A 22,824-nucleotide genomic window follows, 5' to 3' on the forward strand; every position below is an offset into this window, starting at 1 on the left:
GTCAGCGCAGCACGTCCTCCCAGCCGCTCCGCTCGCCGATCAGCCGCCGGACCAGCTCGCGCCGCGCCTGCCGCACCTTGGCGATGACCGACTGCACCCGGACGAGCTGCCTGCGGCCTTCCCGCTCGAAGTCCTCGGGCACCAGGCGTACGCTCCCGCGGCCCCGGCTGACAAGAGGCCTGAAAGGATGATCCGGACCGGTTCGGGAGACACTGGGGGCGTGCTTGACGAACTCGACTCCGTGCCCGACTTCGACCGCTTCGCCACCGTCGACGAGGTCAACGCCCGCTTCACCGCCCTCGCCGACGCCCACCCCGGCGTGGCGACGCTGCGCAGGGTCGGCACCTCCCGCCTCGGCGACCCGCTGCTCTGCCTCACGGTCGGCGACGGGCCGAGACACGCGATCGTCGCCGCCGGCCCGCACCCCAACGAGCCGATCGGCGGGCTGACCGTCAGCCACCTGGCCGCCCGGCTCTGCGCCGACGACCGGCTGCGCCGCGACACCGGCTACACCTGGCACCTCGTCGCCTGCCTCGACCCCGACGGCACCCGGCTCAACGAGGGCTGGTTCGCCGGCCCGTTCACCAGGACCCACTACGCACGGCACTTCTACCGGCCCGCCCCCGACGAGCAGGTGGAGTGGACGTTCCCGTTCGCCTACAAGCGCGTCTACTTCGACCGGGTGCTCCCCGAGACGCTCGCCCTCATGCGGCTCATCGACGACACCGAGCCCGCCTTCTTCAGCACCCTGCACAACGCCGAGACCGGCGGCGTCTTCTACTACCTGAACCGCCCCGTCCCCGAGCTGCACGCCGTGCTCAAGGAGCTGCCCGCCCGGTACGGGGTGCCGCTGCACGCCGGTGAGGCCGAGCATCCCGCGGTCAAGTCGTTCGAGCAGGCGATCTACCAGGCGCCCACGATGGAGGACGCCTACGACTACCTGGAGGCCAACGGCCAGGACCCGGTCCAGCACATCAGCGGCGCCGCCAGCGATTCGTACATCAAGAAGTACGGCACCCTCGGCCTGACGGCGGAGATCCCGTACTGGACCGACCCGTCGGCGGCCGACACCACGCCCACCGCCCGCTCCTACCGCGACGTGGTGGGGGAGCAGGCGCGCGGGCTGCGCGAGACCCACGAGACCCTGGCCCGCATCCTCGCCGCCGCCCAGGACGACCTGGTGACGGCCTCGCCGTTCCTCCGGGCCAGCCGCGCGTTCATCCCGCTGCTGGGGGGCATGGCCGAGACGGACGCGGTGCGGGCGGGCGACCCGTCGAGCGACCGCCCGGCGACCGTGGCCGAGGTGTCGTCCTGCCGCGAGAACCTGTCCAGCATGCGGCTCCGCTTCGGCGGCATCCTCCTGCGGGCCCTGGAGGGCGAGCTGGCCATCGGCAACGTCACCCCGGCGATCCGCGCCGCGGCGGGCGAACTGTCGGAGCTCCACACGGCCTGGTGCGCGGAGGGCGAGAGCCCGGCCCGCGCCATCCCCATCCACGACCTGGTCGCCATCCAGTACGGCGCCGTCCTGGCGGGCGCCGCGCACGCCTAGCCGGTGTCGGACTCCGACGCCTGAGGGCGCAGGTCGCCGAGCCCGTACAGGCCGACCAGCGTCCCGTCGGACCTGGTCACGACGGCGTGGCGGACCCGCTCCCGTTCCATGCGCGCCACGAGGCCGGCCAGGTCGTCGCCGGGCCGGACCGTGACGGGGCCGGTGTCCATGGCGTCGCCCGCCGTGGCGCCGGGCGGGGCGTCGGCGATCTCCTCCTCGCCGATCATGCCCTGCACGATGCGGTCCTCGTCGACGACGACCGCGACGCCGGCCGGGTCGGCGAGGATCCGGTCGGTGACCTCGGACAGCGGGTCGCCGGGGTCGGCGGTGACCGGGTCGCGGCGCGTCACCCGGGCCACCAGCTCGGCGTGTCCCTCGTACGGGAGACCGGCGGAGAGCCAGTCCATCTTGCCCGCCGGGTAGTCGCAGACCTCGCCGAAGCCCAGCTTCTCCAGCCGGATGGCGGCCTGCCGGCTCTGGTCGGACCGTTCGTTCTGCCCGTAGACGACCACCGGCCGGGCCGGGTCGAGGCCGTGCGCGGACTCGTCCAGCCTCTCCGGCGGCAGGTGGCCGGCGCCCGGCAGGTGCGCCCACTCGTACTCCTGCCGGGGCAGCACCTCCATCACCTGGGCCCGCCGGTTCTCCAGCAGGTCCTGGACGGACTCGCGGTCGAGGATTCGCACCATGGCCTCCGCCTACCCCGAGGCCGCGGCTTCTCTCAGCCGGAGGCGGGGAACCCGACGGAGTGGGTGTCCATGAACTCGCGGATGCCCTCGATGCCCATCTCCCGGCCCATGCCGCTCTGGTTGAAGCCGCCGAAGGGCGCCCGCTCGTCGAGGTGCGCCGCGCCGTGCGCGTTGACGAACGTGTATCCGGTACGGAGCCGCGCGGCGATGCCGGCGGCCCGCTCCGGATCGGCCGTCCAGACCGAGGAGCACAGGCCGGACCAGGTGTCGTTGGCGCGGGCCACGGCGTCGTCCGCGTCGTCGAACGGCAGGATCGGCAGCGTCGGGCCGAACTGCTCCTCCGTCACCACCCGCGCGTCGTCGTCGGGGTCGAGCACCAGCGAGGGCTGCAGGAAGTTGCCGCGCGAGACGTCGGCGCCCTCGGCGGGCGCGCCGAACTCCAGGATCTCGGCGCCGGAGGCGGACGCCTGGCCGAGGAGTTCGCGCACGTACTCCAGCTGCCGCGGGTGGTGCAGCGGCCCCATCGTGACCTGCTCGTCCAGGCCGTGGCCGAGCCGGGTGCCGGTGAGCAGCGCGGACAGGCCCTCGACCACCTCGTCGTAGCGGGAGCGGTGCACGTAGAGCCGCTTGGTGGCCATGCAGATCTGGCCGGTGGAGTCGAAGGTGCCGGAGAACAGCCGCCGCATCGCCTCGTCGCCGAGGTCGGCGTCGTCGAGCACGATCGCCGGGTCGTTGCCGCCCAGCTCCAGCGCCACCCGGGTGAGCGACGGCGCGGCCATCGCCATGATGCGCTTGCCGCCGGCGGGGCTGCCGGTGAAGCAGACCTTCTTGACGCGCTCGTCCTGGATGAGGGCCGCGCCGATCTCGGCGTCGGCGCCGGTGACGACGTTGAGCACGCCCGGGGGCAGCGCCCGCGCCACCTGCTCGGCGGTGCGCACGGTCGCCAGCGGCGCGGTGGGCGGCGGCTTGACCACGACGGTGTTGCCGGCCAGCAGCGCCTGCGGCAGTGAGGCGGCCAGGATCGCCAGCGGCCAGTTGAACGGCACGATGATCGTCACCACGCCGAGCGGGAGGTAGGAGATCTCGGTGTCGTACGGGGGCGCGGGGAGCCGGGTGACCTGCCCGATCTGGTCGACCAGCCCGGCCGCCAGCCGGAACCGGTGCTCGAACACGATGGAGTCGATGAACGACTCGGTCCGGATCTTGCCGTTCTCGCGGGTGAGCACCTCCGCCGTGGCCGGGCGGTCGGCCTCCAGCGGCGCCAGCGCGGCCAGCACCAGCTCGGCGCGTTCCTGTGGGGTGAGGGCGGACCAGGCGGGGAAGGCCCGGTGCGCGGCGGCGACCGCCGAGGTGGCCTGCTTGGCGCTGGCCGCCGCGGCGTATCCCACGACCGCGGTCGAGTCGGCCGGGTCGGCCACCGCGAGGGCGTCGTCGGCCCCCTGGCTCTCGCCGTCGATGAAGAGTTCGGTCCTGACCTCGGGCAACTGATCAAGGGGCGTCATGCGTACCTCCCGAGGGGGCCTGAGCGTTAGCTGGAGGCTATCGCGCGCCCGGGCGGGAAGGTCGGCGCATCGGACTCATTCCACCCGGGGCGCTCCGGCAGGTCGGAACGCGACAAATGACGTAGATACTCAGCCGATCAGCCCGCGCCGGAAGGCGGCGGCGACGGCCGCCGCGCGGTCGTTCACGCCGAGCTTGGCGTAGATGTGCAGCAGATGGCTCTTGACCGTGGCCTCGCTGATGAACAGGCGCGCCGCCACCTCGCGGTTGGTGGTGCCCTGCGCGATCAGCTCCAGGACCTCCAGCTCGCGGGCGCTCAGCGGGTCGGCGGGGGTGCGCACCTGCCCGACCAGGCGGGTGGCGACGGAGGGGGAGAGCACCGACTCGCCCCGCGCGGCCGTCCGCACGGCCGCGACGAGGTCCTCGCGCCGGGTGTCCTTGAGCAGGTAGCCGGTCGCGCCGGCCTCGATGGCGGGCAGCACGTCCCGGTCGGTGTCGTACGTGGTCAGCACCAGGACGCGGGCCCCGATCCCGAGCCTGGCGAGTTCCTTGATGGCGGCGACGCCGTCCATGACCGGCATCCGCAGGTCCATCAGGATGACGTCCGGGTTCAGCGCCCGGGCCAGCTCGACCGCGCGGGCACCGTCCCCCGCCTCGCCGAGCACGTCGAAGCCCGGGTCGCCGGCGAACATGCCGCGGATGCCGTCGCGCACGATGGGGTGGTCGTCGGCGATGAGCAGCCGGATCGGGTCAGTCACGGGCCACCGCCGGGACGCTCGCGGAGATCGCGGTGCCGCCGCCGGGCTCCGACTCGATCTCCAGGGTGCCGGCCAGGCGGCTGACGCGCCTGCGCATCGAGGTCAGGCCGAAACCGCCGCCGTCCCGTACCCGTTCCACGTCGAAGCCCGCGCCGTCGTCGCGCACGTCCAGCGTCACCATGTCCTCCATGTAGGAAAGCGTCAGCCCGACCCGGGAGGCGCCGGCGTGCTTGGCCGCGTTGGCCAGGGCCTCCTGGGCGGTGCGGAGCAGGGTCTCCTCCACCTCGGGGTGCAGGGGGCGGACCGTGCCGGTGGTGGTGAGGTCGGCGCGCACCCCGTTGAGCTCGCTCCACTTGGCCGCGACCTCGCGCAGCGCCTCCGGCAGCGGGGCCGCGTCGAGCTGGCCGGGGCCGACCGCGTGGACGGAGCGCCGGGCCTCGGCCAGGCTCTCCCGGGCGAGCTGGACGGCGTTGTCCACGTTGCGGCGCCAGTCGTCGGCCTGGTGCGCCGCCTGGAGCTGGGTGATGATGCCGGTCAGCCCCTGGGCGAGGGTGTCGTGGATCTCGGCCGCCATCCGCTGCCGCTCCTCCATCACGCCCGCCTCCCGGGCCTGCACGAGCAGCTGGGCGTGGAGGCCGGCGTTCTCCCGCAGGGTCTCCTCCAGCCGGGCGACCATCTGCCTGCGCTCGTCGCTGCGCTGGGCGGTGATCTCGCCGATGAAGCTGAACAGCCCGACCGCGGCCACGATGCCGGCGGTGAGGAGCAGGTAGGAGAGGATCTCGGACGGGACGGGCTCCGGCGGCCCGCCGAAGAAGGCGGTGACGCTGATCGCGGCCGTGGCGGTCACGCCGGCGAAGCGCCACGCGCCCCTCAGGTACTGCCAGGAGTGCAGGTAGCCGATGAAGGCGAAGAAGCTGGCGAACCACACCGCCTGCGCGCAGAGCAGGCCGATCAGGACGATCAGCCCGGCCACGTAGAGGACGCCCCGCGGCATCAGCCGCATCCACGCGGCGGTCGCCACGACCGCCGCCGCGATCTGCCAGGAAGGGGCGTTGCCGTCCTCCCGGACCAGCGCGAGCGCCGCCGAGATCGCCAGCAGGACGTACGGCGAGGCCGCCAGCAGGCGCTGCAGGAGGCTCTCCCACCGATCGAGCCGCGCGGTCATGCCTCACTCCCAGCGAAAGAACCTGGCCGCGATCATACTGACGACCATCGCGTAAGCACCCATGACCACCAGCGCCACCGGATCGGCGGGGCCGCCCGCCCAGAGATCCTGCAGACTCTGCCGAAAAGCCCCCAGCGGCGTAAATTCACCGACACTCACCAAAATAACCGGCATTTGATGCGTCGGCTGCATGAGTCCCGCGAGATAGGCCATCGGGAAATACAGCAGCACCCCGATCCCGTTGGCCGTCCGCCCGTTCGGCGCCAGGGCCGCGATGAGCAGCCCGACGGCGAACAGCGCCCCCGTGCCGAGCAGGAAGGTCAGCGCGACCAGCCCCCACTGGGAAGGCAGCCGGGCGCCGAGAACGGCGCCTCCCACGCCCAGCAGCAGGCCGCAGGCGGCCACCGCGAGCACGAGCTGCAGGATCAGCTGCACCACCAGCAGGCTGGACGGCCGCACCGGCGTGGCCGACAGCCGCCGCAGGATGCCCCGCTCGCGGTAGGTGGCCAGGGTCGTCGGCAGCAGGTACAGGCCGACCAGCCCCACCGCGATGGCCAGCGCCATCGGCACCAGCAGCGTGTCGCCGGGCTCGATCGAGCTGCCGAACACCACCAGGATGAACAGCGGGATGAGCAGCGAGAACACCGCCCCGGGCTCCCGGGTCAGCAGCTTCAGTTCGACGAAGGCGAGCTTGGTCATGGTGTCCTACTCCTCGCTGCCGAAGGAACGGCCGGTCAGGGCGATGAACGCGTCGTCGAGAGTGCGCTTGTCGATGCGCAGGTCGCTCACCAGGACCCGCCGCCGGGCCAGGTGGGCGGTGACGGCGGTGGCGAAGTCGGCCCGGCCGCTGACGACGATCCGGTCCCCGGTCCGCTCCACCCCGGTCACGCCGGGCAGCCCCGCCAGCCCGTCCGGCTCGCCGCCCATCAGCGTGAAGCTCATCCGGTGCTCGGCGTCCACCCCGTCGATCAGCCCGGCCGGGGTGTCGAGCGCGACGACGCGGCCCCCGTCGAAGACGGCGACCCGGTCGCAGAGCTCCTCCACCTCGTCCATGAAGTGGCTGACCAGCACCACGGTCACGCCGCCCGCCCGGACCTGCTTGATCAGCTGCCAGGTGGCGCGGCGGGCCTGCGGGTCGAGCCCGGTGGTCAGCTCGTCGAGAAAGGCCACCCGGGGGCCGCCGACCAGCGCCAGGGCGATGAACAGCCGCTGCTTCTGGCCGCCCGACAGCTTCCCGAACCGGGCGTCGCGCTTGTCCTCCAGCCCCCACTCGGCCATCAGCTCGCGCCAGTCGCGCGGCCTGGCGTAGAAGGAGGCGTACAGGTCCAGCGCCTCCCACACCTTGATGTTCTCCGGCAGGTGGGTGTGCTGGAGCTGCACGCCGATCTGCTCGCGCAGCCGCCGCCCGTCCTTGGCCGGGTCGAGCCCGAGCACGCGGATCGAGCCGCCGTCGCGCCGCCGCAGCCCTTCGACGCACTCCACCGCGGTGGTCTTGCCGGTGCCGTTGGGGCCGAGGATGCCGAAGATCTCGCCCTCCGCCACGGAGAACGACACTCCGTCCAGAACTTTCAGATCTCCGTACGACTTACGCAAGCCGTTGACTTCGATGACCGTCATGGCTCAAGCCTCGTCCGCCGGAGCCTTCCGCGAATCGACCCGACGGCCATGATCGGTTACTGATCCGGCTCATCGGAAAATCCACCGATCGGTTGATGCGCCCGGCCGAATTCCGGGCTGAAAGTTTCACCCCTGTTTGACGAACCCGCCGTCCGGAACACATGATCATGCCTGCCTCCTGGTCAGGAGGAGGCGTCGAGTGAGGACCACTGCCCACGGCGAGGTGCACCGATGCCGAAAACCCTGTTACGGGCCGCGTCCGCGATCGTGCTGACGCTGGCCGCCCTCAACGTTCCCGCCGCCCACGCCCAGAACCCCGCCCCGGTCGAGGTGACCGTCAACGCCCGCGCCGCCCTCGCGGACGTGCCCGAGACGGGCATCGGCACCAACCATGCCATCTGGGACACCCACCTGGGCTCGGACGACACCGCCGACCTGCTCAAGGCGGCGGGCGTGCGGCTGCTCCGCTACCCCGGCGGCTCGTACTCCGACATCTACCACTGGGCCGACCACACCGCCCCCGGCGGCTACGTCGCCCCGAACACCGACTTCGACACCTTCATGGCCGGGGTCCGCCGCACCGGCGCCCAGGCGATGGTGACCGCCAACTACGGCACCGGCACGGCCGAGGAGGCCGCCGCCTGGGTCAGGTACGCCAACGTCACCAAGGGCTACGGCATCGAGTACTGGGAGATCGGCAACGAGAACTACGGCAACGGCCACTACGGCGCCGCCTGGGAGGCCGACGACCACGACGACAAGAGCCCGGCCGAGTACGCCCGCCACCTCGTCGCCTACGCCGACGCGATGAAGGCGGTCGACCCCGACATCAAGATCGGCGCCGTGCTCACCACCCCCGCCGAGTGGCCGGACGCGATCGTGGCCGAGGGTGACGAGGGAAGCTGGAACGAGGTCGTCCTCTCCACCGCGGCTCACAAGATCGACTTCGTGGTCCTGCACTGGTATCCGGGGGCGCTCGACCGTACGGACCGCGTACCGGACATGATCCAGCTCACCCGCGAGCAGATCGCCCGGCACGCCGGCGCCCGCGCGGAGCGGATCGGCATCGCGATGACCGAGTTCAACACCGGCTCCAGCAGCAACGGCACCAACACCCAGCCGGGCGCCCTGGCCGCCGCCGACGCCTACGCGACGCTGCTGGCCAACGGGGTGTTCACGGTGGACTGGTGGAACGTCCACAACGGCATCGGCGCCGTCACCGAGGTCGAGGGCCACACCGACTACGGCGACTTCGGCCTGCTGTCGAGCGCGGGCTGCACCTCCGACGGGTCGGTCTGCGAGCCCGCCCTGAACACCCCGTTCGCGCCCTACTACGCGCTCCAGATGGTCAGCCGGTTCGCCCGCCCCGGTGACCAGTTCGTCCGGGCGGCGACCGACCAGCCCGCGGTCTCCGCGCACGCCGCCCGGCGCCCTGACGGCGGCCTGGCGGTCATGCTGATCAACACCTCGCGCGACCCGTACAGCGCCACCCTGGACTACGCGGGCTACACCCCCGCGACCGGCGCGCCCACCGTGCTCAGCCACACCAACGGCGCCACCGAGATCACCACCACGACGGCGGGCAGCGCGACGAGCCAGGTGCTGCCGCCGCTCTCGCTCACCACGGTCGTCCTGAGCCCCGACGGCGCGCGGACCGGGCCGGACGCTCCCGGCCAGCCCGCCGCCACCGCCGTGACGGACACCACCGCCACCCTCACCTGGCCGCGCGCCGCCGCCGGTGACCGGCCGGTCGCCAAGTACGAGATCCACCGCCAGCACGGCGCGGTCACCGAGCAACTGGGGGAGACGGCGGGCACCTCGTTCACGGTCCGCAACCTCACGCCCGGCACCCGCTACACGGTCAACGTGATTGCCCGCGACAGCGGCGGCGGCCTGTCCTGGTCGTCCCCGCCGCTGACGTTCACCACCACGACGCCCGCCACCAGCTCCTGCCGGGTGAAGCTGACCGTCGAGTCCGACTGGGCGAGCGGCTACGTCGGCGGCCTCCAGGTCACCAACACCGGCGCCCCGATGGACGGCTGGACGCTGAACTTCACCTGGCCGCGGGCCTGGCAGAGCCTCGGCAGCGGGTGGAGCGCCACCTGGACCGAGGACGGGCAGGAGGTCAAGGCCGTCAGCGAGCCGGGCGGCGGGCTGGACACGGGGGAGACGGCCACCATCGGCTTCGTCGGGAACTACTCCGGACCGAACGTCCTCCCCTCGGTTTTCACGCTCAACGGGACGGTCTGCACGGCCGAGTTCTGATGCCGGTCAAGTCTTCCTGAAGCCCTCGGATATGGGGTGGTTGATGCCTGAATGGGTGCTAGCGTCCTAATTGAGGAATCAATCAATTCGAGGGAGAAGCCCATGAGCACCGGATATGGAGGAGGCTGCCACCGTCGTCGCTGGGGCCGCCGTCGCTGCCGCCGGCGCAGGTGGTGGGGCTTCTGGCACGACTGGGACGACTGGGGCGGCTACTGGTGGTAGCCCCAGCCAGGACCAACGGATCGCGGCGATCTCTCACGAGATCGCCGCGATCTCTCTTTTCAGCAGGTACGCAGCATGTTGAGCAGCGCCACCCGCTCCCGGCGGGTGACGAAGAGCCGGTAGTGGCGCTTCACCTTGATCCACGACGTCGCGTACTGACACCAGTAGGCCCGCCGCTGCGGACGCCAGCTCTGCGGGCCCTTCCCGCCCTTGGCGATGTTCGCGGAGTGGCTGACCGTCAGCAGCTCGGGCCGCTTCAGGTCGTTGGCGAAGGCCCGGCGCTTGGCGGCGCTCCAGCGCTTGGCGCCCGAACGCCAGGCGTACGAGAGCGGCACCACATGGTCGACGTCCACATATCTCACATGCTTGAGTACTTTGCCGTCGTACGGGCTGTACCAGCGGCCCTTGACCGGATGGCAGTCCGCGTTCCGGCGCACGCCCTTCCCATCACGGGCCAGCACGATCTCCCGCGTGCTGCATTTGCCCCTCCTGTTCTCCCAGCGGGGCTGGAACTTCTCCCGGCTGTAGCCGCGGATCGACAGCGGCCTCGCCACCTTGAGCTGGGCCAGCATGCGCCGCCCCGCGATCTCGGCCTTGGAACGCTTACGGGTCTCGGCCGCCGCCGGGCCGGCTAAGACGACGGTGAACGGGAGGACGACGAGAGCGAGCACGGCGACGTGAGCCGCCCGCCGCAAGAAGATCATGATTGCGCCCATGCGGAGCGGCATCCCCGTTGCGGACGCCGATATTCAGGCGGCGAACACCCTTTGACCGTCCGGATAGGATCGGCAGCGTGTCGCGCCTGCTCATCGTGCATCACACCACCTCGCCCACGCTCCACGAACTCTTCGAGGAGGTCCGGCGGGGCGCCGCCACCGACGAGATCGAGGGCGTGGAGGTCGTCACCCGCCCGGCCCTGCACGCCACCGCCGTCGACGTGTTCGAGGCCGACGCCGTCATCCTGGGCACCCCGGCCAACATCGGCTACATGAGCGGCGCGCTCAAACACTTCTTCGACACCATCTACTACCCCTGCCTGGAGGAGACGCGCCGCTTGCCGTACGCCCTCTACGTCCACGGCAACAACGACACGACCGGCGCCGTCCGCTCGGTCGAGTCCATCGCCACCGGCCTCGGCTGGGAGCAGGCCGCGCGCCCGGTGTCGGTGACGGGCGCGCCGGCCAAGGACGACCGGGAGGCCTGCTGGGAGCTGGGCGCCACGGTCGCCGCCACGATCAGCCCCGGCTGATCTTGTGGTGCCGCGGGGCAGTGGCTAGGTCGCGCGCCGTCTTCGCCGGTCACAAGCTGCGCATCCACTACGCGGCCTGGAACCGGCCGCCGAGAGACTCCCCGAACCCGCCCAGCGGCCCGACCGGGTCGACCTCGACCGCGCCTGGCAGGAACGCGGCACCCGCTTCCGTGAAGGCGGCGACCAGGTCACCGTCCAGGTCCGGCTGAACCCGGCCCGCCGCGAGGACCTGGTGGCCACCGCGCTCGCCGCCCGCTACGCGCTTCGCCGGTAGCCTCAGCGGCTCACCGCGGTCTCCCGCTCCATCCGTGACAACTTCTCCGGGTTGCGTACGACGTAGAGCTCGGTGATGAGACCGCCCTCGACCCGCACCGCCATGACCGTCTCCACCCGGTCATCGGACCGGATGACCAGCGCGGGGTAGCCGTTGACCAGCGCCGGGCGGAGCGACACCGCGGACCTGACCCGCCGCATCAGCAGGCCGGCCACCTCGTCGACGCCCACGAGAGGCGTCGTCGCGGCCGGCGCGATCCCGCCGCCGTCCGCCACCAGCAGGACGTCGGGCGCGAGCACGTCGAGCAGGCGCCGCAGGTCGCCCGTCTCGACCGCCTGCCGGAACGCCTCCAGCGCGTCACGGGTCTCCGCCTGCGAAGGAGCCTCGCGCGGCCGGCGGGCCGCCACGTGCGTCCGGGCCCGGTGCGCGATCTGCCGGACCGCCGCGGCGCTCTTCCCGACGGCCTCCGCGATCTCGTCGTAGGCCACGTCGAACACCTCGCGCAGCACGAACACCGCCCGCTCCGTCGGCGTCAGCGTCTCCAGCACCAGCATCATCGCCATCGACACGCTCTCCGCCAGCTCCACGTCCTCGGCCACGTCGGGCGTCGTCAGCAGCGGCTCGGGCAGCCACGGGCCGACGTACGACTCCTTGCGCCGGCCGAGCGTGCGCAGCCGTTTCAGCGCCTGCCGGGTCACGATCCGCACCAGGTAGGCGCGCTGGTCCCGCACCGTACCGAGATCGACGCCCGCCCACCGCAGCCAGGTCTCCTGCAGCACGTCCTCGGCGTCGGCGGCCGAGCCGAGCATCTCGTAGGCGACCGTGAACAGCAGGTTGCGGTGGGCGAGGAATGCCTCGGTGGGGTCGCTCATCACTGCTTCCTCCCTGCTCGACATGGCACGCATACGATCCCGCACCCCACCTCCCTGTGACACCCGCCGACCGTGATGCACATCACATCCTTTTTGTTGTCACAAGAACCACGCCGCCGGGATCTCCTGCTCGTCCGGCTCTCTGAAAGGAACACCATGACCGCAGCGCTGAACACCCTCCGCCAGAACTTCGGCGGCGACATCATCGAACCCGGAGCGGCCGAGTACGCCTCGGCCGCCCGCACCCTGCTGGCCTCGGGCAGCCCCGCTCTCGTGCTGCGGCCCGCGAGCGTCCGGGACGTCCAGGCAGGCGTCCGCTACGCCGCCGCCACCGGCCTGGAACTGGCTGTACGAGGCGGCGGCCACGCCTTCGCCGGCTTCGGCACCAACGACGGCGGCATCGTCATCGACCTCCGTGCCCTCGCCGACGTGGAGGTCATCGACAAGGACCGCCACCTCGTACGCATCGGCGGCGGCGCCACGTGGGGCCAGGTCGCGACCGCCCTCACCCCGCACGGCCTGGCGATCTCCTCAGGCGACACCAAGGGCGTCGGCGTCGGCGGCCTGACCCTGGCGGGCGGCATCGGCTGGAAGGTCAGAAAGCGCGGCCTCGCCCTGGACAACCTCGTCGCCGCCGAACTGGTCACCGCCGACGGACAGCTCACCCGTACCACCGCTGAAGAGAACCCCGACCTGTTCTGGGCGATCCGCGGCGGCGGCGGCAACTTCGGCGTCGTGACCGCCTTCGAGTTCACCGCCCACCCCACCACAGACCTCTTCTTCGGCCGGATCGCCTTCCCCGCCCACGAGGCGCCCACCGTCCTCCAGGGCTGGGCCGACCACCTCCGCACGGCCCCGGAAGAGCTCACCTCCGCCGCGGAGTTCGCCAACCCCTTCGCCGGCGGCCCCCAGGCCCCCGTCGAGATCCACGTCGCCTACGACGGCGACGACCCGGACGCCGCGGCCCGGGCCATCGACCCCCTCCGCCGCCTCGGCACGGTGCTCGCCGACGACGTCGCTCTGATCCCGTACGAAGACACCCTCGTGGACGGCCCCACCCCGCCGGACGGCATCCACCTCCTCACCCGCAGCGCCTTCACCTCGTCGGCCCCCGCCGTCCTCGGGATCCTCACCGAAGCCGCGGCCACGGAACGCCCCCCGTACATCGCCGTCCGCAGCCTCGGCGGCGCCGTCTCCCGCGTCGCCCCCGACGCCACCGCCTACGCCCACCGCCAGGCGGAGCTGATGTTCGTCACCAACGTGATCGGCCCCCGCCCCGCCCTCGACGCCGCCCGCCCCGCCCTCGACACCCTCTGGGCATCCCTCGCCCCGCACGTCACCGGCGCCTACGCGAGCTTCCTCACCTCCGCCACGGACGAGGACGTCGCCGCGATCTACCCGCCGGCGACCCACGAACGGCTGGCGGCGATCAAACAGCAGTACGACCCCGCCAACCTGTTCTCCCGCAACCACAACATCCGGCCCCGCTAGGACTGGCCTTCCCAGTACAGGCGGGCCGGGTTGCCGACCAGGAGCGCCCGCCGCAGCTCCTCGGCCGGCGCGATGTGCGGGATCACGTCGACCAGGTGGCCGTCATCGGGCATGTGACTCTTCATGTTGGGGTGCGGCCAGTCGGTGCCCCACAGCACCCGGTCGGGGTGACGCTCGACGACGGCGCGGGCGAACGGCCGGACGTCCGCGTAGTGCGGCGGACCCTGTCTCGACAGGCGTTCGGGGCAGCTCACCTTGCTCCACACGTTCGGGTTCTCCGCCATGAAGCGCAGGAAGAGGCCGAACTCCGCGCCGTCCACCGGCTTGGTCACGTCGGGGCGGCCCAGATGGTCGACGACCACCGGGACCGGCAGCGAGGTGAACAAGTCCCAGCGTTCGGCCAGGTCGGCGGCCTCGAAGTAGATCACCACGTGCCAGCCGAGCGGAGCGACGCGGTCGACCAGTTCCCGGTAGTAGGCGTCCGGTTCAGGATCGACGAGCCGTTTCACGAAGTTGAACCGCACCCCGCGCACGCCCGCGTCGTCCATGTCGGCCAGTTCGGCGTCCGACACGTCCGGGCGGATCGTGGCGACGCCGCGGGCCCGGCCGCCGGCGGCGCGCAGCGCGTCCACCATCGCGGAGTTGTCCGCGCCGTGACAGGTGGCCTGCACGATCACGCTGCGCTCGAAACCCAGGAAGTCGCGGAGCGCGAACAGCGCGTCCTTGCCCGCGTCCACCGGCGTGTACCTGCGTTCCGGCGCGTACGGGAACACGCCGCCGGGGCCGAACACGTGACAGTGCGCGTCCACCGCGCCGGGCGGCGGGATGTAGACCGGCTTGGACGGATTCGGGTGATAGGTGAGCCAGTCCAGGTCGGGGGTCATCCGCTACAGCGCCCCTTTGCTCTGGTCCTCGGCTCTTTCGCATAGCCCGGTTGGTTCGTACTGTGCCCGGTCTGTTTCGTCGAGACGCGCCGCCGGGCTCCTCCCACTGGCCTGAGACCCTGACCGGGTGAACGATTCAGGCGAATCCCTGCCCGGCGGCGACGCCGATCACCTGCCCGCCGTGTCACGGGGGCGGGCCGTCGCCGCGCTCGTGGCGCTGTCCACCGGCGCGTTCTGCTTCGTGACCGCCGAACTCCTGCCGATCGGGCTGCTCACCCTCATCGCCCGGGACCTGGACCACACCGAGTCCAGCATCGGCCTGCTGGTCACCGGGTACGCGGTCGTGGTCATGGTCGCCTCGGTGCCGCTCACCCGGGTGACACGGCGGCTGCCGCGCCGGGCGCTGCTCGGCGGCACACTCGCCGTCTTCGTCCTGTCCACGCTGGTGTCGGCCGCCGCTACGGACTACACCCTGCTGCTCGTGGCCCGGCTGTTCACCGCCCTCGGCCAGGCGGTGTTCTGGTCCGTCGCCGGGCCCACGGTCGCCTCGCTGTTCCCGCCCCGGGTACGCGGCCGGGTGGTGTCCCAGCTGGCGATCGGGGCCTCACTCGGCCCGGTGCTCGGCGTGCCCGCCGGCCTCTGGCTCGGCCAGCAGACCGGGTGGCGGACCCCGTTCGCGGTGCTGACCGGGCTCGGCGTGGTCACCGGCCTGGCCATGGTCGCGTCGCTGCCCGGCCGCACCGGCGGGCCGATCGGGTCCATGCGCGGGACCGCCCCCGACGCGCGCCGCTACGCCCTCCTCATGGTCGTCACCACGCTGGCCGTGACCGGCACTCTGTCCGCCTTCACCTACATCACGCCGTACCTGCTGCGGGTCGGCGGCTTCACCCCGGCCGCGCTCGGGCCGCTGCTGCTGGTCAACGGCGTCGCCGGGGTGATCGCCGTGTTCTCGGTCAGCGCCTTCGTCGACCGCCGTCCCTGGCTGTCGCTCACCGTCCCCCTCGCGGTGACCGCCGTCGCCTGGCTCGCGCTCTATGTCTTCGGTACGGTGCAGGCCGCCGTCGTCGTGGCCCTCGCCCTCGCCGGACTCGGCTTCAACGCCCTGCCCCCGGCCTCCGGCAGCCGCATCCTCCATGTCGCCCCGGGCCGCGTGGACATCGCCTCGGCGGGCGCCAGCTCCACGTTCAACATCGGCATCGCGAGCGGCTCCTTCTTCGGCGGCCTCCTCCTTGCCGGACCCGGCGTACACATCCTTCCCCTGTTCGCCGCGGTCCTGACGGCGCTCGCCCTGGCGCTGATGCTCGCGGAGCCGCTCCTCTTCCGCCGCGATACGTCCCGAGACTCCTCGCCGGCGGACGGTCCACGTACGGAACCCGCATTCCCGGCCCGCCGGGTCGATCAAGGAGGTGCATGAGTCAGGTCCCGCGGACCCGGTCTTCGACGGCGTAGCAAGGCGCCCCTTTAGGCGGCGACGACCTCTTCACGCCGATCGCCGGCCGGCTCCACCGCCCGGTATCGATCTCGGCGCCCACGGCGGCTGACGGTGCACTGGCCGGCGGCACGAAGGCTGCGCACCCATTCCGCCTGCCCCCGCACTGATACCAGGTAGCGAGAGCCGCCGAGTTCCACGACGTTCACGGGAACCCGTTGGATGGCGCCCGTGGCGCGCCTCTGAACGTGCAGCGCGCTGACCGAGCCTAACCATCGGACGAGCGGATTGATCACGTGGACGGCCAACCAGCCTGGTCGCCGATAACACGCGACGGCGGCCTCCTGCCCGACCTACTCGCCACCTACCGCGCCCAACACGCTGATGTCCGCGTCGACGTACACCTCTGCGAGGCCGGAGAACAGGCGGCCCTGCTACGCGACGGCCGCGCCGACGCGGCGTTCATGCACAGCCCGCAGCAAGACTTCGCAGGCCTCGACACCGCGGACCTCCTCGTAGAGCACCAGGTCCTCGTCCTGCCCCGACATCACCACCTGGCCGGACGAGACCGCCTGTCCATGACCGACCTGTCCACCGAGACGATGCCCCTCTGGCCCGGCACGCCCCCCACCGACTCAGCCGCCCCGCAGATCCGCGACACCGGTCAACTCGCCCAGCTCATCACCTGGGACCACGTCGTCGCGCTGCTACCCGAATCCGTCCGCGCCCACCTGCCCCGCAACCTGGTGTGCGTACCGGTCCCCGACGCCCCCACCACCACCCTGATGCTCGCCTGGCCGGCGGGCAGCCGATCACCGGCACTCGCCGCCTTCGTCCACGCCGCGATCACCGTGGCACGCCGGCCGGCCCCCGGATAGGAACTTCCCCTCGCAAGGCAGAGCCCCTGGTCCCGCATGCCGTTTGACATGGTTGGTACCTTTTCGGCCGAGGCGTCCCAGCGGGGAGCCCCGGAAGCGACACAGCGGAGATACCGCGATGGTTCCCCACAAGCCAGCACGCCTCGATGACGAGGCCATGGACCCTGGACGGCGCGATCGGGCGCTGCGCTCGCTGTTCGCCAGCGCCCGCGCCCTGACAGCCCTCGGCGAGCCCGACGAGGTGCTGGCCGCGATCGTCAAGCACGCTCACGACCTGGTGGGCACCGACTTCACCTACCTGTCGGTCATCGACGAGAAGGGAAACCTCAGCCTGCGGGCCCACGAAGGGGTCTTCTCCTCGGCGTTCCGCATCGCCCGTGTCCCCGTCGGCACGGGGGTGGGCGCCAAGGTCATCGAGTCGGCGGCTCCGTACTGGACCGTCGACTACCTGGCCGACGAGACCCTGCAGCACGACCCGGGCTTCGACGAGGTGGTCCGCACCGAGGGCATGAAGGCGCTGCTGGGTGTGCCGTTGCTGGTCTCCGGGACGGTCGTCGGCGTGCTGTACGCCGCCGACCGGCAGCGGCGGTCCTTCGCCGGTGACGAGGTCGCCATGCTGGCCGCGTTCGCCGACCATGCGGCGGTCGTGCTGGAGAACGCCCGTCTCTACCAGGAGGCCCGCCGCGCGCTCGACGACCTCCGCCAGGCCTACCGTACGATCGAGGCCCAGGTGGAGACGGTGCGCCGGGCGACGGCGATCCACGAGGACCTGACCCGGCTGGTGCTCGACGGCGGTGACGCCGGCGATGTCGCCGGGATGCTCGTGACGCATCTCGGCGGCCGGGTCACCGTCTACGACAGGACCGGGCAGGTTCAGGCGTCGCGCTCCGCGCAAGGTACGGCCGAGGCGTCGTACCCGATCCCCGCGGCGGTGTTCGCCCAGACGCGCCGCGCGGGACGGCGCCTCGAACACCTCGACCCGGCCGGCCACAGGCACCAGATCGTCGCGGTTCTGGCGGGTGAGACGCTGCTCGGCCATGTGGCGCTCACCAGGGAAGATCCGATCACCGACGCCGAGGAGCACATCCTCGAACGCTCGGCGCAGATCGTCGGCCTGCTCACGCTGACCCAGGAGGCCATGGTCGAGGCGGAGAACCGGGTCAGGGGCGAACTCCTGGCCGAGGTCCTGCGCGGGCACACGATCGACGACGGGCTGCGGGCCCGGGCCTCGGCCCGGGGCGTGGATCTGGACGGGCTGACCGGCCTGATCATCGCCGACGCGGGCGCGGAACGCGTGGCCGAGGTGGGGCGCCGCCTGCACGCGATGGCGGGGGACTGGCAGGGACTCGCAGGCGAGCACCTGGGCTCGGCCGTCATGCTGCTCAGCGCGGACGACGTCCCCGCCGCGGCACGTGCCGTCCACCGGCGGCTGAAGGCGGAGACGGAAGCGCCGGTGCTCGTCATGTCCGGCAGGCCGGCGCCGGACCGGCCCGACTGGTGCGCCACCTTCACCCTGACCGCCCGCTGCCTCGCCGTGGCGAAGGCCCTGGGCGACGCGGACCGCGCCGTGAGCACGCAGGACTACGAGCTGTACGCCCTGGCCTTCGACCCCGCACGCGACAAGGAACTGAAGCACTTCCTCTCCAGCACCATCGGGCCGCTGCTGGACTACGACCGGCGCCGGTCCACCGACCTGCTGCCGACGCTGGCCGCGTACTTCGACGCCTCCGGAAACGTCGCCCAGGCCGCACGGCGGCTGCACGTCCACGTCAACACGATGCTGAAGCGCCTGGACCGGATCAGCGAACTCCTGGGCCCCGGCTGGCGCGACCCCGAGCCCGGCCTCCGGCTCCACCTGGCGGTACGCCTGCACAAGCTGTCGCAGCTGAGCTGACCACCCCTTGTGTGAGGATCACACCATCGATTGCCAAACGGTGGAAGACCCTTCCATTCCCGGGCGATGACCCCGCACCGCAGGATGGGGAGCAGCTGGAAGGGAGAAACCGATGGTCAACGCCCTGCCCGACCGGGTGAGGGACACGCGGGTAGCGGTTCTCGGCGCCGGTCTGATGGGCCACGCGATCGCGGGTGTGTTCGCCGGCGCGGGGTCTCAGGTGTCGCTCTTCGACCCGTACGAGCCCGCGCTGCGGCGAGGGCTGGCCGACATGAGACGGCAACTGCGCGATCCCGAGGCCGCCGGCAGGGTCACGCCCTGCTCCGAACTTCCGGACGCCGTGGCCGGCGCTCACCTGGTGATCGAGGCCGTACCGGAGCGGCTGGAGCTCAAGCAGCGCGTCTTCGCCGAGGTCAGCGACCTCGCTCCCGGGGCGGTCCTGGCGACCAACACCTCGGTCCTGAAGATCACCGAGGTCGGCCGGGAGGCCGACCGCCGCCGGGTTCTCGGCACCCACTGGTTCAACCCGCCCCACCTCGTCCCGCTGGTCGAGGTGGTCGAGTCCGACGCGACGGATCCGTCCTGCGTGACGTGGGTGATGGAGGTGCTGCGGCAGGCGGGGAAACTGCCGGTGCACGTCCGGCGGGACGTTCCCGGCTTCATCGGCAACCGCCTCCAGCACGCCATGTGGCGCGAGGCGCTGCACCTGGTCGAGACCGGCGTCTGCGACGCCGAGACCATCGATCTCGTCGTACGGAACGGCTTCGGCCTCAGGCTGCCCGCCATGGGCCCGATCGAGAACGCCGACTATGTCGGCCTCGACCTGGTGCTGGCCGTCCACGCATACCTGTTCCCCCACCTGTGCCGCGACGAGGAGCCCAGCCGCCTGCTCCGCGACGCCGTCGACGCCGGCCACCTGGGCGCCAAGACCGGCGCCGGCCTCCTCGCCTGGCCGCCCGGCCGGCAGGAGGAGGCGAGGAACCGGCTCGACGCCCAGCTGAACGTCCCGCGCGGCTGAGCGCCATCACCCAGGCATGCACGTAAGAGGTCTGTCATGAGCACACCCCCCCTTGACCACCACCGCGTATCGCACCGGGACCCGGCAGGTCTGGCTCCGGTTGATGCCGGTCATTCTCATCGCGTACGTACTCAACTTCCTGGACCGGACGAACATCGCCCTGGCCAAGAACCACCTCGAAATCGACCTCGGCATCTCGGCCGCGGCTTTCGGGCTCGGCGCCGGCCTGTTCTTCCTCGCCTACTGCACGCTCGAAATCCCCAGCAACATCATGTTGCACCGGGTGGGCGCCCGCCGCTGGATCAGCCGGATCGTCATCAGCTGGGGAGCCGTCTCCACGCTCACCATGTTCGTGCAGGACGAGATCACCTTCTACATCATGCGGCTGCTGCTCGGCGTCGCCGAAGCAGGTTTCTATCCCGGGATGCTCTTCTACTTCACGCTCTGGTTCGCCTCCCGGGACCGGGCCGTCGCCATCGGCGTCCTGCTCATGGCGCCGCAGGTCGCCACCGTCTTCGGCAGCCCCCTGGGCGGCGCGCTGATGACGCTGGACGGCAACCTGGGGCTGCACGGCTGGCAGTGGATGCTCCTGCTGGAGGGCCTGCCCACCGTGCTCTTCGGCCTCTTCCTCTGGTTCTACCTGCCGGACGGCCCCGCCGACGCGCGCTGGCTCAAGGCCGAGGAGAAGCAGGCCCTGCTCGAAGCCGCGGGTGACGGCCAGGCCGCCGACCACTCCGTACGCGGCGCGCTCAAATCGGTCTTCTCCAGCGGCGCCCTGCTCCTGATCGCGGTCATCTACTTCGTCACGCAGCTGTGCGTGTACGGCATCACGTTCTTCATGCCGAGCATCATCGAAGCGGCAGGCGTGCAGGGATCCTTCCAGATCGGCGCCATGGCCGGCCTGCCCGCCCTCGGCGCCCTCATCGGCGTCTACGTCTATCCCCGCCTCTACCGCGTCTACGGCAGGCCGATCCTCTTCGCGGCCGTCGCCATGGCGGGCGCCGCGGCCGCCACCTACGTGGCGTCGGCCAGCGGCGTCGCCGGAGCCTTGGCGGCGCTCGCCGTCATGCAGTTCTTCGTCACCGGCACCGCGCCCGTGCTCTGGTCGGTGGCCATGAGCCGGATGAGCGGCGTGCAGTCGGCCGCCGGACTCGCCATGATCAACTCCATCGGCCTGCTCGGCGGCTTCTTCGGCCCGAACCTGTTCGGCATCGCCGAGAGCCGGACCGGCGATCCGGCCAGCGCCATCCTGCTCCTCACCGTCGCCTGCGGCCTGGCCCTCCTCGCCGTGGCGGGCCTGCGGCGACTCGTCGGCACCCCGGTCAAGGCCGTGGAGGTCTGAGTGGTGGCCGCACGCAAAGTCATCATCACCTGCGCGGTGACCGGGGCCATCCACACACCGTCGATGTCCCCGTACCTCCCCATATCACCCCAGGAGATCGCCGAGGCCGCCATCGGGGCGGCGGAAGCGGGAGCGGCCGTCGTCCACCTGCACGCCCGCGACCCCCGCGACGGCCGGCCCTCCCAGGACCCCGCCCACTTCGCCCCCATCCTCGAAGCCATCAAACGCAACAGCGACGTGGTGATCAACCTGACCACGGGCGGCGCACCCCACATGGGCGTCGACGAACGGCTGCGCCCGGTCGCCGAGTTCAAACCGGAACTCGCCTCCCTGAACATGGGATCCATGAACTTCGGTCTCTTCCCGATGCTGGAGAGATTCAAGGAGTTCGAACACGACTGGGAACGCCGGGCGCTGGAGAACAGCCGCGACCTCGTCTTCAAGAACACCTTCGCCGACATCGAACGCATCCTCGACCTCGGCGGCAGCAACGGGACCAGGTTCGAGTACGAGTGCTACGACATCTCCCACCTGTACAACCTGGCCCACTTCCACAGCAGAGGCCTGACCCGGGGACCCCTGTTCGTCCAGTCGATCTTCGGGCTGCTGGGCGGCATCGGCCCGCACCCCGACGACGTCCTGCACATGCGGCGCACCGCGGACCGGCTGCTCGGCGACGCCTACACCTGGTCCGTCCTCGGCGCCGGCCGCCACCAGCTCCCGCTCGCCACCATGGCCGCCACCATGGGCTCCCACGTCCGGGTCGGCCTGGAGGACTCCCTGTGGCTGGGCCCCGGCCGCCTCGCCGAGAGCAACGCACACCAGGTCGAGCGCATCCGCACCATCCTGGAGTCACTGAGCCTCGAAGTCGCCACGCCGGACGAGGCCCGCCGGCTGCTAGCCCTCAAGGGCAGGGACCACGTCGGCTTCTGACCCCACTCCAGCGCTCCAGGACTTCACGCGGCTTCTGTAGTGTGCGCGAATGACAAGAAGCGAGCGACTCGCGGATCAGCTGGACCGGCACTGGCGCAAGAACCTGCGACCACGGCTGGACGGCCTCACCGATGAGGAGTACTTCTGGGAGCCGGTGCGTGACTGCTGGAGCATCCGCCCACGCGGCACGCCGGGTTCGGGGGAGTGGACGATGGACTCCGCGTCCCCTGCCCCGGTGCCGGCGCCGGTGACCACGATCGCCTGGCGACTGGCCCACATCATCGTCTCGTGCCTGGGCTATCGGGTCGGCTGGCACTTCGGCGGTCAGGACGCCGAGACCTTCCCCTACGCCGGGACCGCCGACGAGGCGCTCAAACAACTCGACGAGATGTACGAGAGATGGAACGCGGGAGTCCGCGGCCTCTCGGACATCGACCTGGAGAATCCGCCCACGGCGGGTCCCGAGCGGTTCCCCATGGAGGGCATCGTCCTGCACGTCAACAGGGAACTGATCCACCACGGAGCCGAGATCTCCCTGCTGCGCGACCTCTACCGCCGGCAGGACGGAACCGGACCGCGCCGAATATGATCACCTGCGCGACGCCTCGACGCTGCCCACGTGGGGGCGTTTGCTATGACGACATCGATCCCGGCCGTGACAAAGTTCCCAGCCAGACTGCTGGCGTTCGCACAAGGATGCAATTACCCGCATCCGAGGGGACGAGCTGTCGTCAGAACACCAAAACGCCCCGGAGCGACAATGGCTACGGGCGTTATTGCTGGTCGGATGAGGTGATC

At 71.3% G+C, this 22,824-nt stretch carries 21 protein-coding genes and 1 pseudogene; 12 read left to right on the forward strand and 10 right to left on the reverse strand.

What is annotated here, in order from left to right:
* Position 1 precedes the first annotated feature (1 nt).
* Positions 2-142 carry a hypothetical protein gene (locus AB0J42_RS29105; RefSeq protein ID WP_364299933.1) on the reverse strand — a complete coding sequence of 47 codons (141 nt, stop codon included), beginning with the start codon at positions 140-142 and terminating at the stop codon, positions 2-4.
* 78 nt (positions 143-220) lie between these two features.
* On the opposite strand from AB0J42_RS29105, the gene AB0J42_RS29110 reads away from it, so the two are divergent.
* Positions 221-1,549, forward strand: a complete 1,329-nt coding sequence (locus AB0J42_RS29110; RefSeq protein ID WP_364299935.1) for a M14 family zinc carboxypeptidase — start codon at positions 221-223, stop codon at positions 1,547-1,549.
* Here the strand turns inward: AB0J42_RS29110 and AB0J42_RS29115 are convergent.
* The 6 genes from AB0J42_RS29115 to AB0J42_RS29140 all read right to left on the reverse strand — a co-directional run bounded on the left by AB0J42_RS29115 (position 1,546) and on the right by AB0J42_RS29140 (position 7,275).
* Positions 1,546-2,235, reverse strand: a complete 690-nt coding sequence (locus AB0J42_RS29115; RefSeq protein ID WP_364299937.1) for a CBS domain-containing protein — start codon at positions 2,233-2,235, stop codon at positions 1,546-1,548. The two genes, AB0J42_RS29110 and AB0J42_RS29115, sit on opposite strands and share 4 nt — an antisense overlap.
* 32 nt (positions 2,236-2,267) lie before the next feature.
* Complete coding sequence (locus AB0J42_RS29120; RefSeq protein ID WP_364299939.1) at positions 2,268-3,737, reverse strand: aldehyde dehydrogenase family protein; 1,470 nt, start codon at positions 3,735-3,737, stop codon at positions 2,268-2,270.
* A 129-nt stretch (positions 3,738-3,866) separates the two neighbouring features.
* Positions 3,867-4,493 carry a response regulator transcription factor gene (locus tag AB0J42_RS29125; RefSeq protein ID WP_364299941.1) on the reverse strand — a complete coding sequence of 209 codons (627 nt, stop codon included), beginning with the start codon at positions 4,491-4,493 and terminating at the stop codon, positions 3,867-3,869.
* A complete protein-coding gene (locus AB0J42_RS29130; RefSeq protein WP_364299943.1) occupies positions 4,486-5,658 on the reverse strand; it encodes a sensor histidine kinase in 1,173 nt (390 codons plus the stop codon). Before AB0J42_RS29130 ends, AB0J42_RS29125 begins: the two co-directional genes overlap by 8 nt.
* A 3-nt stretch (positions 5,659-5,661) precedes the next feature.
* Complete coding sequence (locus AB0J42_RS29135; protein ID WP_364299945.1) at positions 5,662-6,357, reverse strand: ABC transporter permease; 696 nt, start codon at positions 6,355-6,357, stop codon at positions 5,662-5,664.
* A gap of 6 nt (positions 6,358-6,363) precedes the next feature.
* The gene (locus tag AB0J42_RS29140) at positions 6,364-7,275 is read right to left on the reverse strand and encodes an ABC transporter ATP-binding protein (protein ID WP_364299947.1); all 912 of its coding nucleotides are present in this window, start codon (positions 7,273-7,275) and stop codon (positions 6,364-6,366) included.
* A 231-nt stretch (positions 7,276-7,506) separates the two neighbouring features.
* Here AB0J42_RS29140 and AB0J42_RS29145 point away from each other — a divergent pair, with 231 nt between their 5' ends.
* The gene (locus tag AB0J42_RS29145; protein WP_364299949.1) at positions 7,507-9,540 is read left to right on the forward strand and encodes a cellulose binding domain-containing protein; all 2,034 of its coding nucleotides are present in this window, start codon (positions 7,507-7,509) and stop codon (positions 9,538-9,540) included.
* Positions 9,541-9,821: 281 nt separating this feature from the next.
* Here AB0J42_RS29145 and AB0J42_RS29150 read toward each other — a convergent pair whose 3' ends face one another.
* Positions 9,822-10,466, reverse strand: coding sequence for an HNH endonuclease family protein (locus AB0J42_RS29150; RefSeq protein WP_364299951.1), 645 nt, complete (start codon positions 10,464-10,466; stop codon positions 9,822-9,824).
* Between the two features lie 89 nt (positions 10,467-10,555).
* Here AB0J42_RS29150 and AB0J42_RS29155 point away from each other — a divergent pair, with 89 nt between their 5' ends.
* Positions 10,556-11,011 (forward strand): flavodoxin, encoded by a 456-nt coding sequence (locus tag AB0J42_RS29155; RefSeq protein ID WP_364299953.1) that lies wholly within the window; start codon positions 10,556-10,558, stop codon positions 11,009-11,011.
* A 32-nt stretch (positions 11,012-11,043) separates the two neighbouring features.
* Positions 11,044-11,261, forward strand: a pseudogene (locus tag AB0J42_RS29160) (DNA-binding transcriptional regulator); the annotation flags it as partial.
* 26 nt (positions 11,262-11,287) lie between these two features.
* Here AB0J42_RS29160 and AB0J42_RS29165 read toward each other — a convergent pair.
* The gene (locus AB0J42_RS29165) at positions 11,288-12,157 is read right to left on the reverse strand and encodes an RNA polymerase sigma-70 factor (RefSeq protein WP_364299955.1); all 870 of its coding nucleotides are present in this window, start codon (positions 12,155-12,157) and stop codon (positions 11,288-11,290) included.
* Between the two features lie 156 nt (positions 12,158-12,313).
* On the opposite strand from AB0J42_RS29165, the gene AB0J42_RS29170 reads away from it, so the two are divergent.
* The gene (locus tag AB0J42_RS29170) at positions 12,314-13,648 is read left to right on the forward strand and encodes an FAD-binding oxidoreductase (RefSeq protein WP_364299957.1); all 1,335 of its coding nucleotides are present in this window, start codon (positions 12,314-12,316) and stop codon (positions 13,646-13,648) included.
* Here AB0J42_RS29170 and AB0J42_RS29175 read toward each other — a convergent pair.
* On the reverse strand, positions 13,645-14,532 hold the full coding sequence (locus AB0J42_RS29175) for an amidohydrolase family protein (protein WP_364299959.1): 888 nt from the start codon (positions 14,530-14,532) through the stop codon (positions 13,645-13,647). The two genes, AB0J42_RS29170 and AB0J42_RS29175, sit on opposite strands and share 4 nt — an antisense overlap.
* Before the next feature lie 127 nt (positions 14,533-14,659).
* Here AB0J42_RS29175 and AB0J42_RS29180 point away from each other — a divergent pair, with 127 nt between their 5' ends.
* The 7 genes from AB0J42_RS29180 (at position 14,660) to AB0J42_RS29210 (ending at position 22,615) form a co-directional block, all read left to right on the forward strand.
* A complete protein-coding gene (locus AB0J42_RS29180; RefSeq protein ID WP_364299961.1) occupies positions 14,660-15,946 on the forward strand; it encodes an MFS transporter in 1,287 nt (428 codons plus the stop codon).
* A gap of 311 nt (positions 15,947-16,257) precedes the next feature.
* A complete protein-coding gene (locus AB0J42_RS29185) occupies positions 16,258-16,839 on the forward strand; it encodes a LysR family substrate-binding domain-containing protein (protein WP_364299963.1) in 582 nt (193 codons plus the stop codon).
* A 157-nt stretch (positions 16,840-16,996) separates the two neighbouring features.
* The gene (locus AB0J42_RS29190; protein ID WP_364299965.1) at positions 16,997-18,733 is read left to right on the forward strand and encodes a helix-turn-helix domain-containing protein; all 1,737 of its coding nucleotides are present in this window, start codon (positions 16,997-16,999) and stop codon (positions 18,731-18,733) included.
* Between the two features lie 112 nt (positions 18,734-18,845).
* Positions 18,846-19,751: a 3-hydroxyacyl-CoA dehydrogenase NAD-binding domain-containing protein gene (locus AB0J42_RS29195; RefSeq protein WP_364299967.1), complete on the forward strand. Its 906-nt coding sequence runs from the start codon at positions 18,846-18,848 to the stop codon at positions 19,749-19,751.
* Between the two features lie 103 nt (positions 19,752-19,854).
* The gene (locus AB0J42_RS29200; protein ID WP_364299969.1) at positions 19,855-21,093 is read left to right on the forward strand and encodes an MFS transporter; all 1,239 of its coding nucleotides are present in this window, start codon (positions 19,855-19,857) and stop codon (positions 21,091-21,093) included.
* A 3-nt stretch (positions 21,094-21,096) separates the two neighbouring features.
* Positions 21,097-22,026, forward strand: coding sequence for a 3-keto-5-aminohexanoate cleavage protein (locus AB0J42_RS29205; RefSeq protein WP_364299971.1), 930 nt, complete (start codon positions 21,097-21,099; stop codon positions 22,024-22,026).
* 49 nt (positions 22,027-22,075) lie between these two features.
* Positions 22,076-22,615, forward strand: a complete 540-nt coding sequence (locus tag AB0J42_RS29210; protein ID WP_364299973.1) for a DinB family protein — start codon at positions 22,076-22,078, stop codon at positions 22,613-22,615.
* The last annotated feature ends 209 nt before the right edge of the window (positions 22,616-22,824 follow it).

Source organism: Nonomuraea sp. NPDC049649 (assembly GCF_040675175.1).
Classification (GTDB): domain Bacteria; phylum Actinomycetota; class Actinomycetes; order Streptosporangiales; family Streptosporangiaceae; genus Nonomuraea.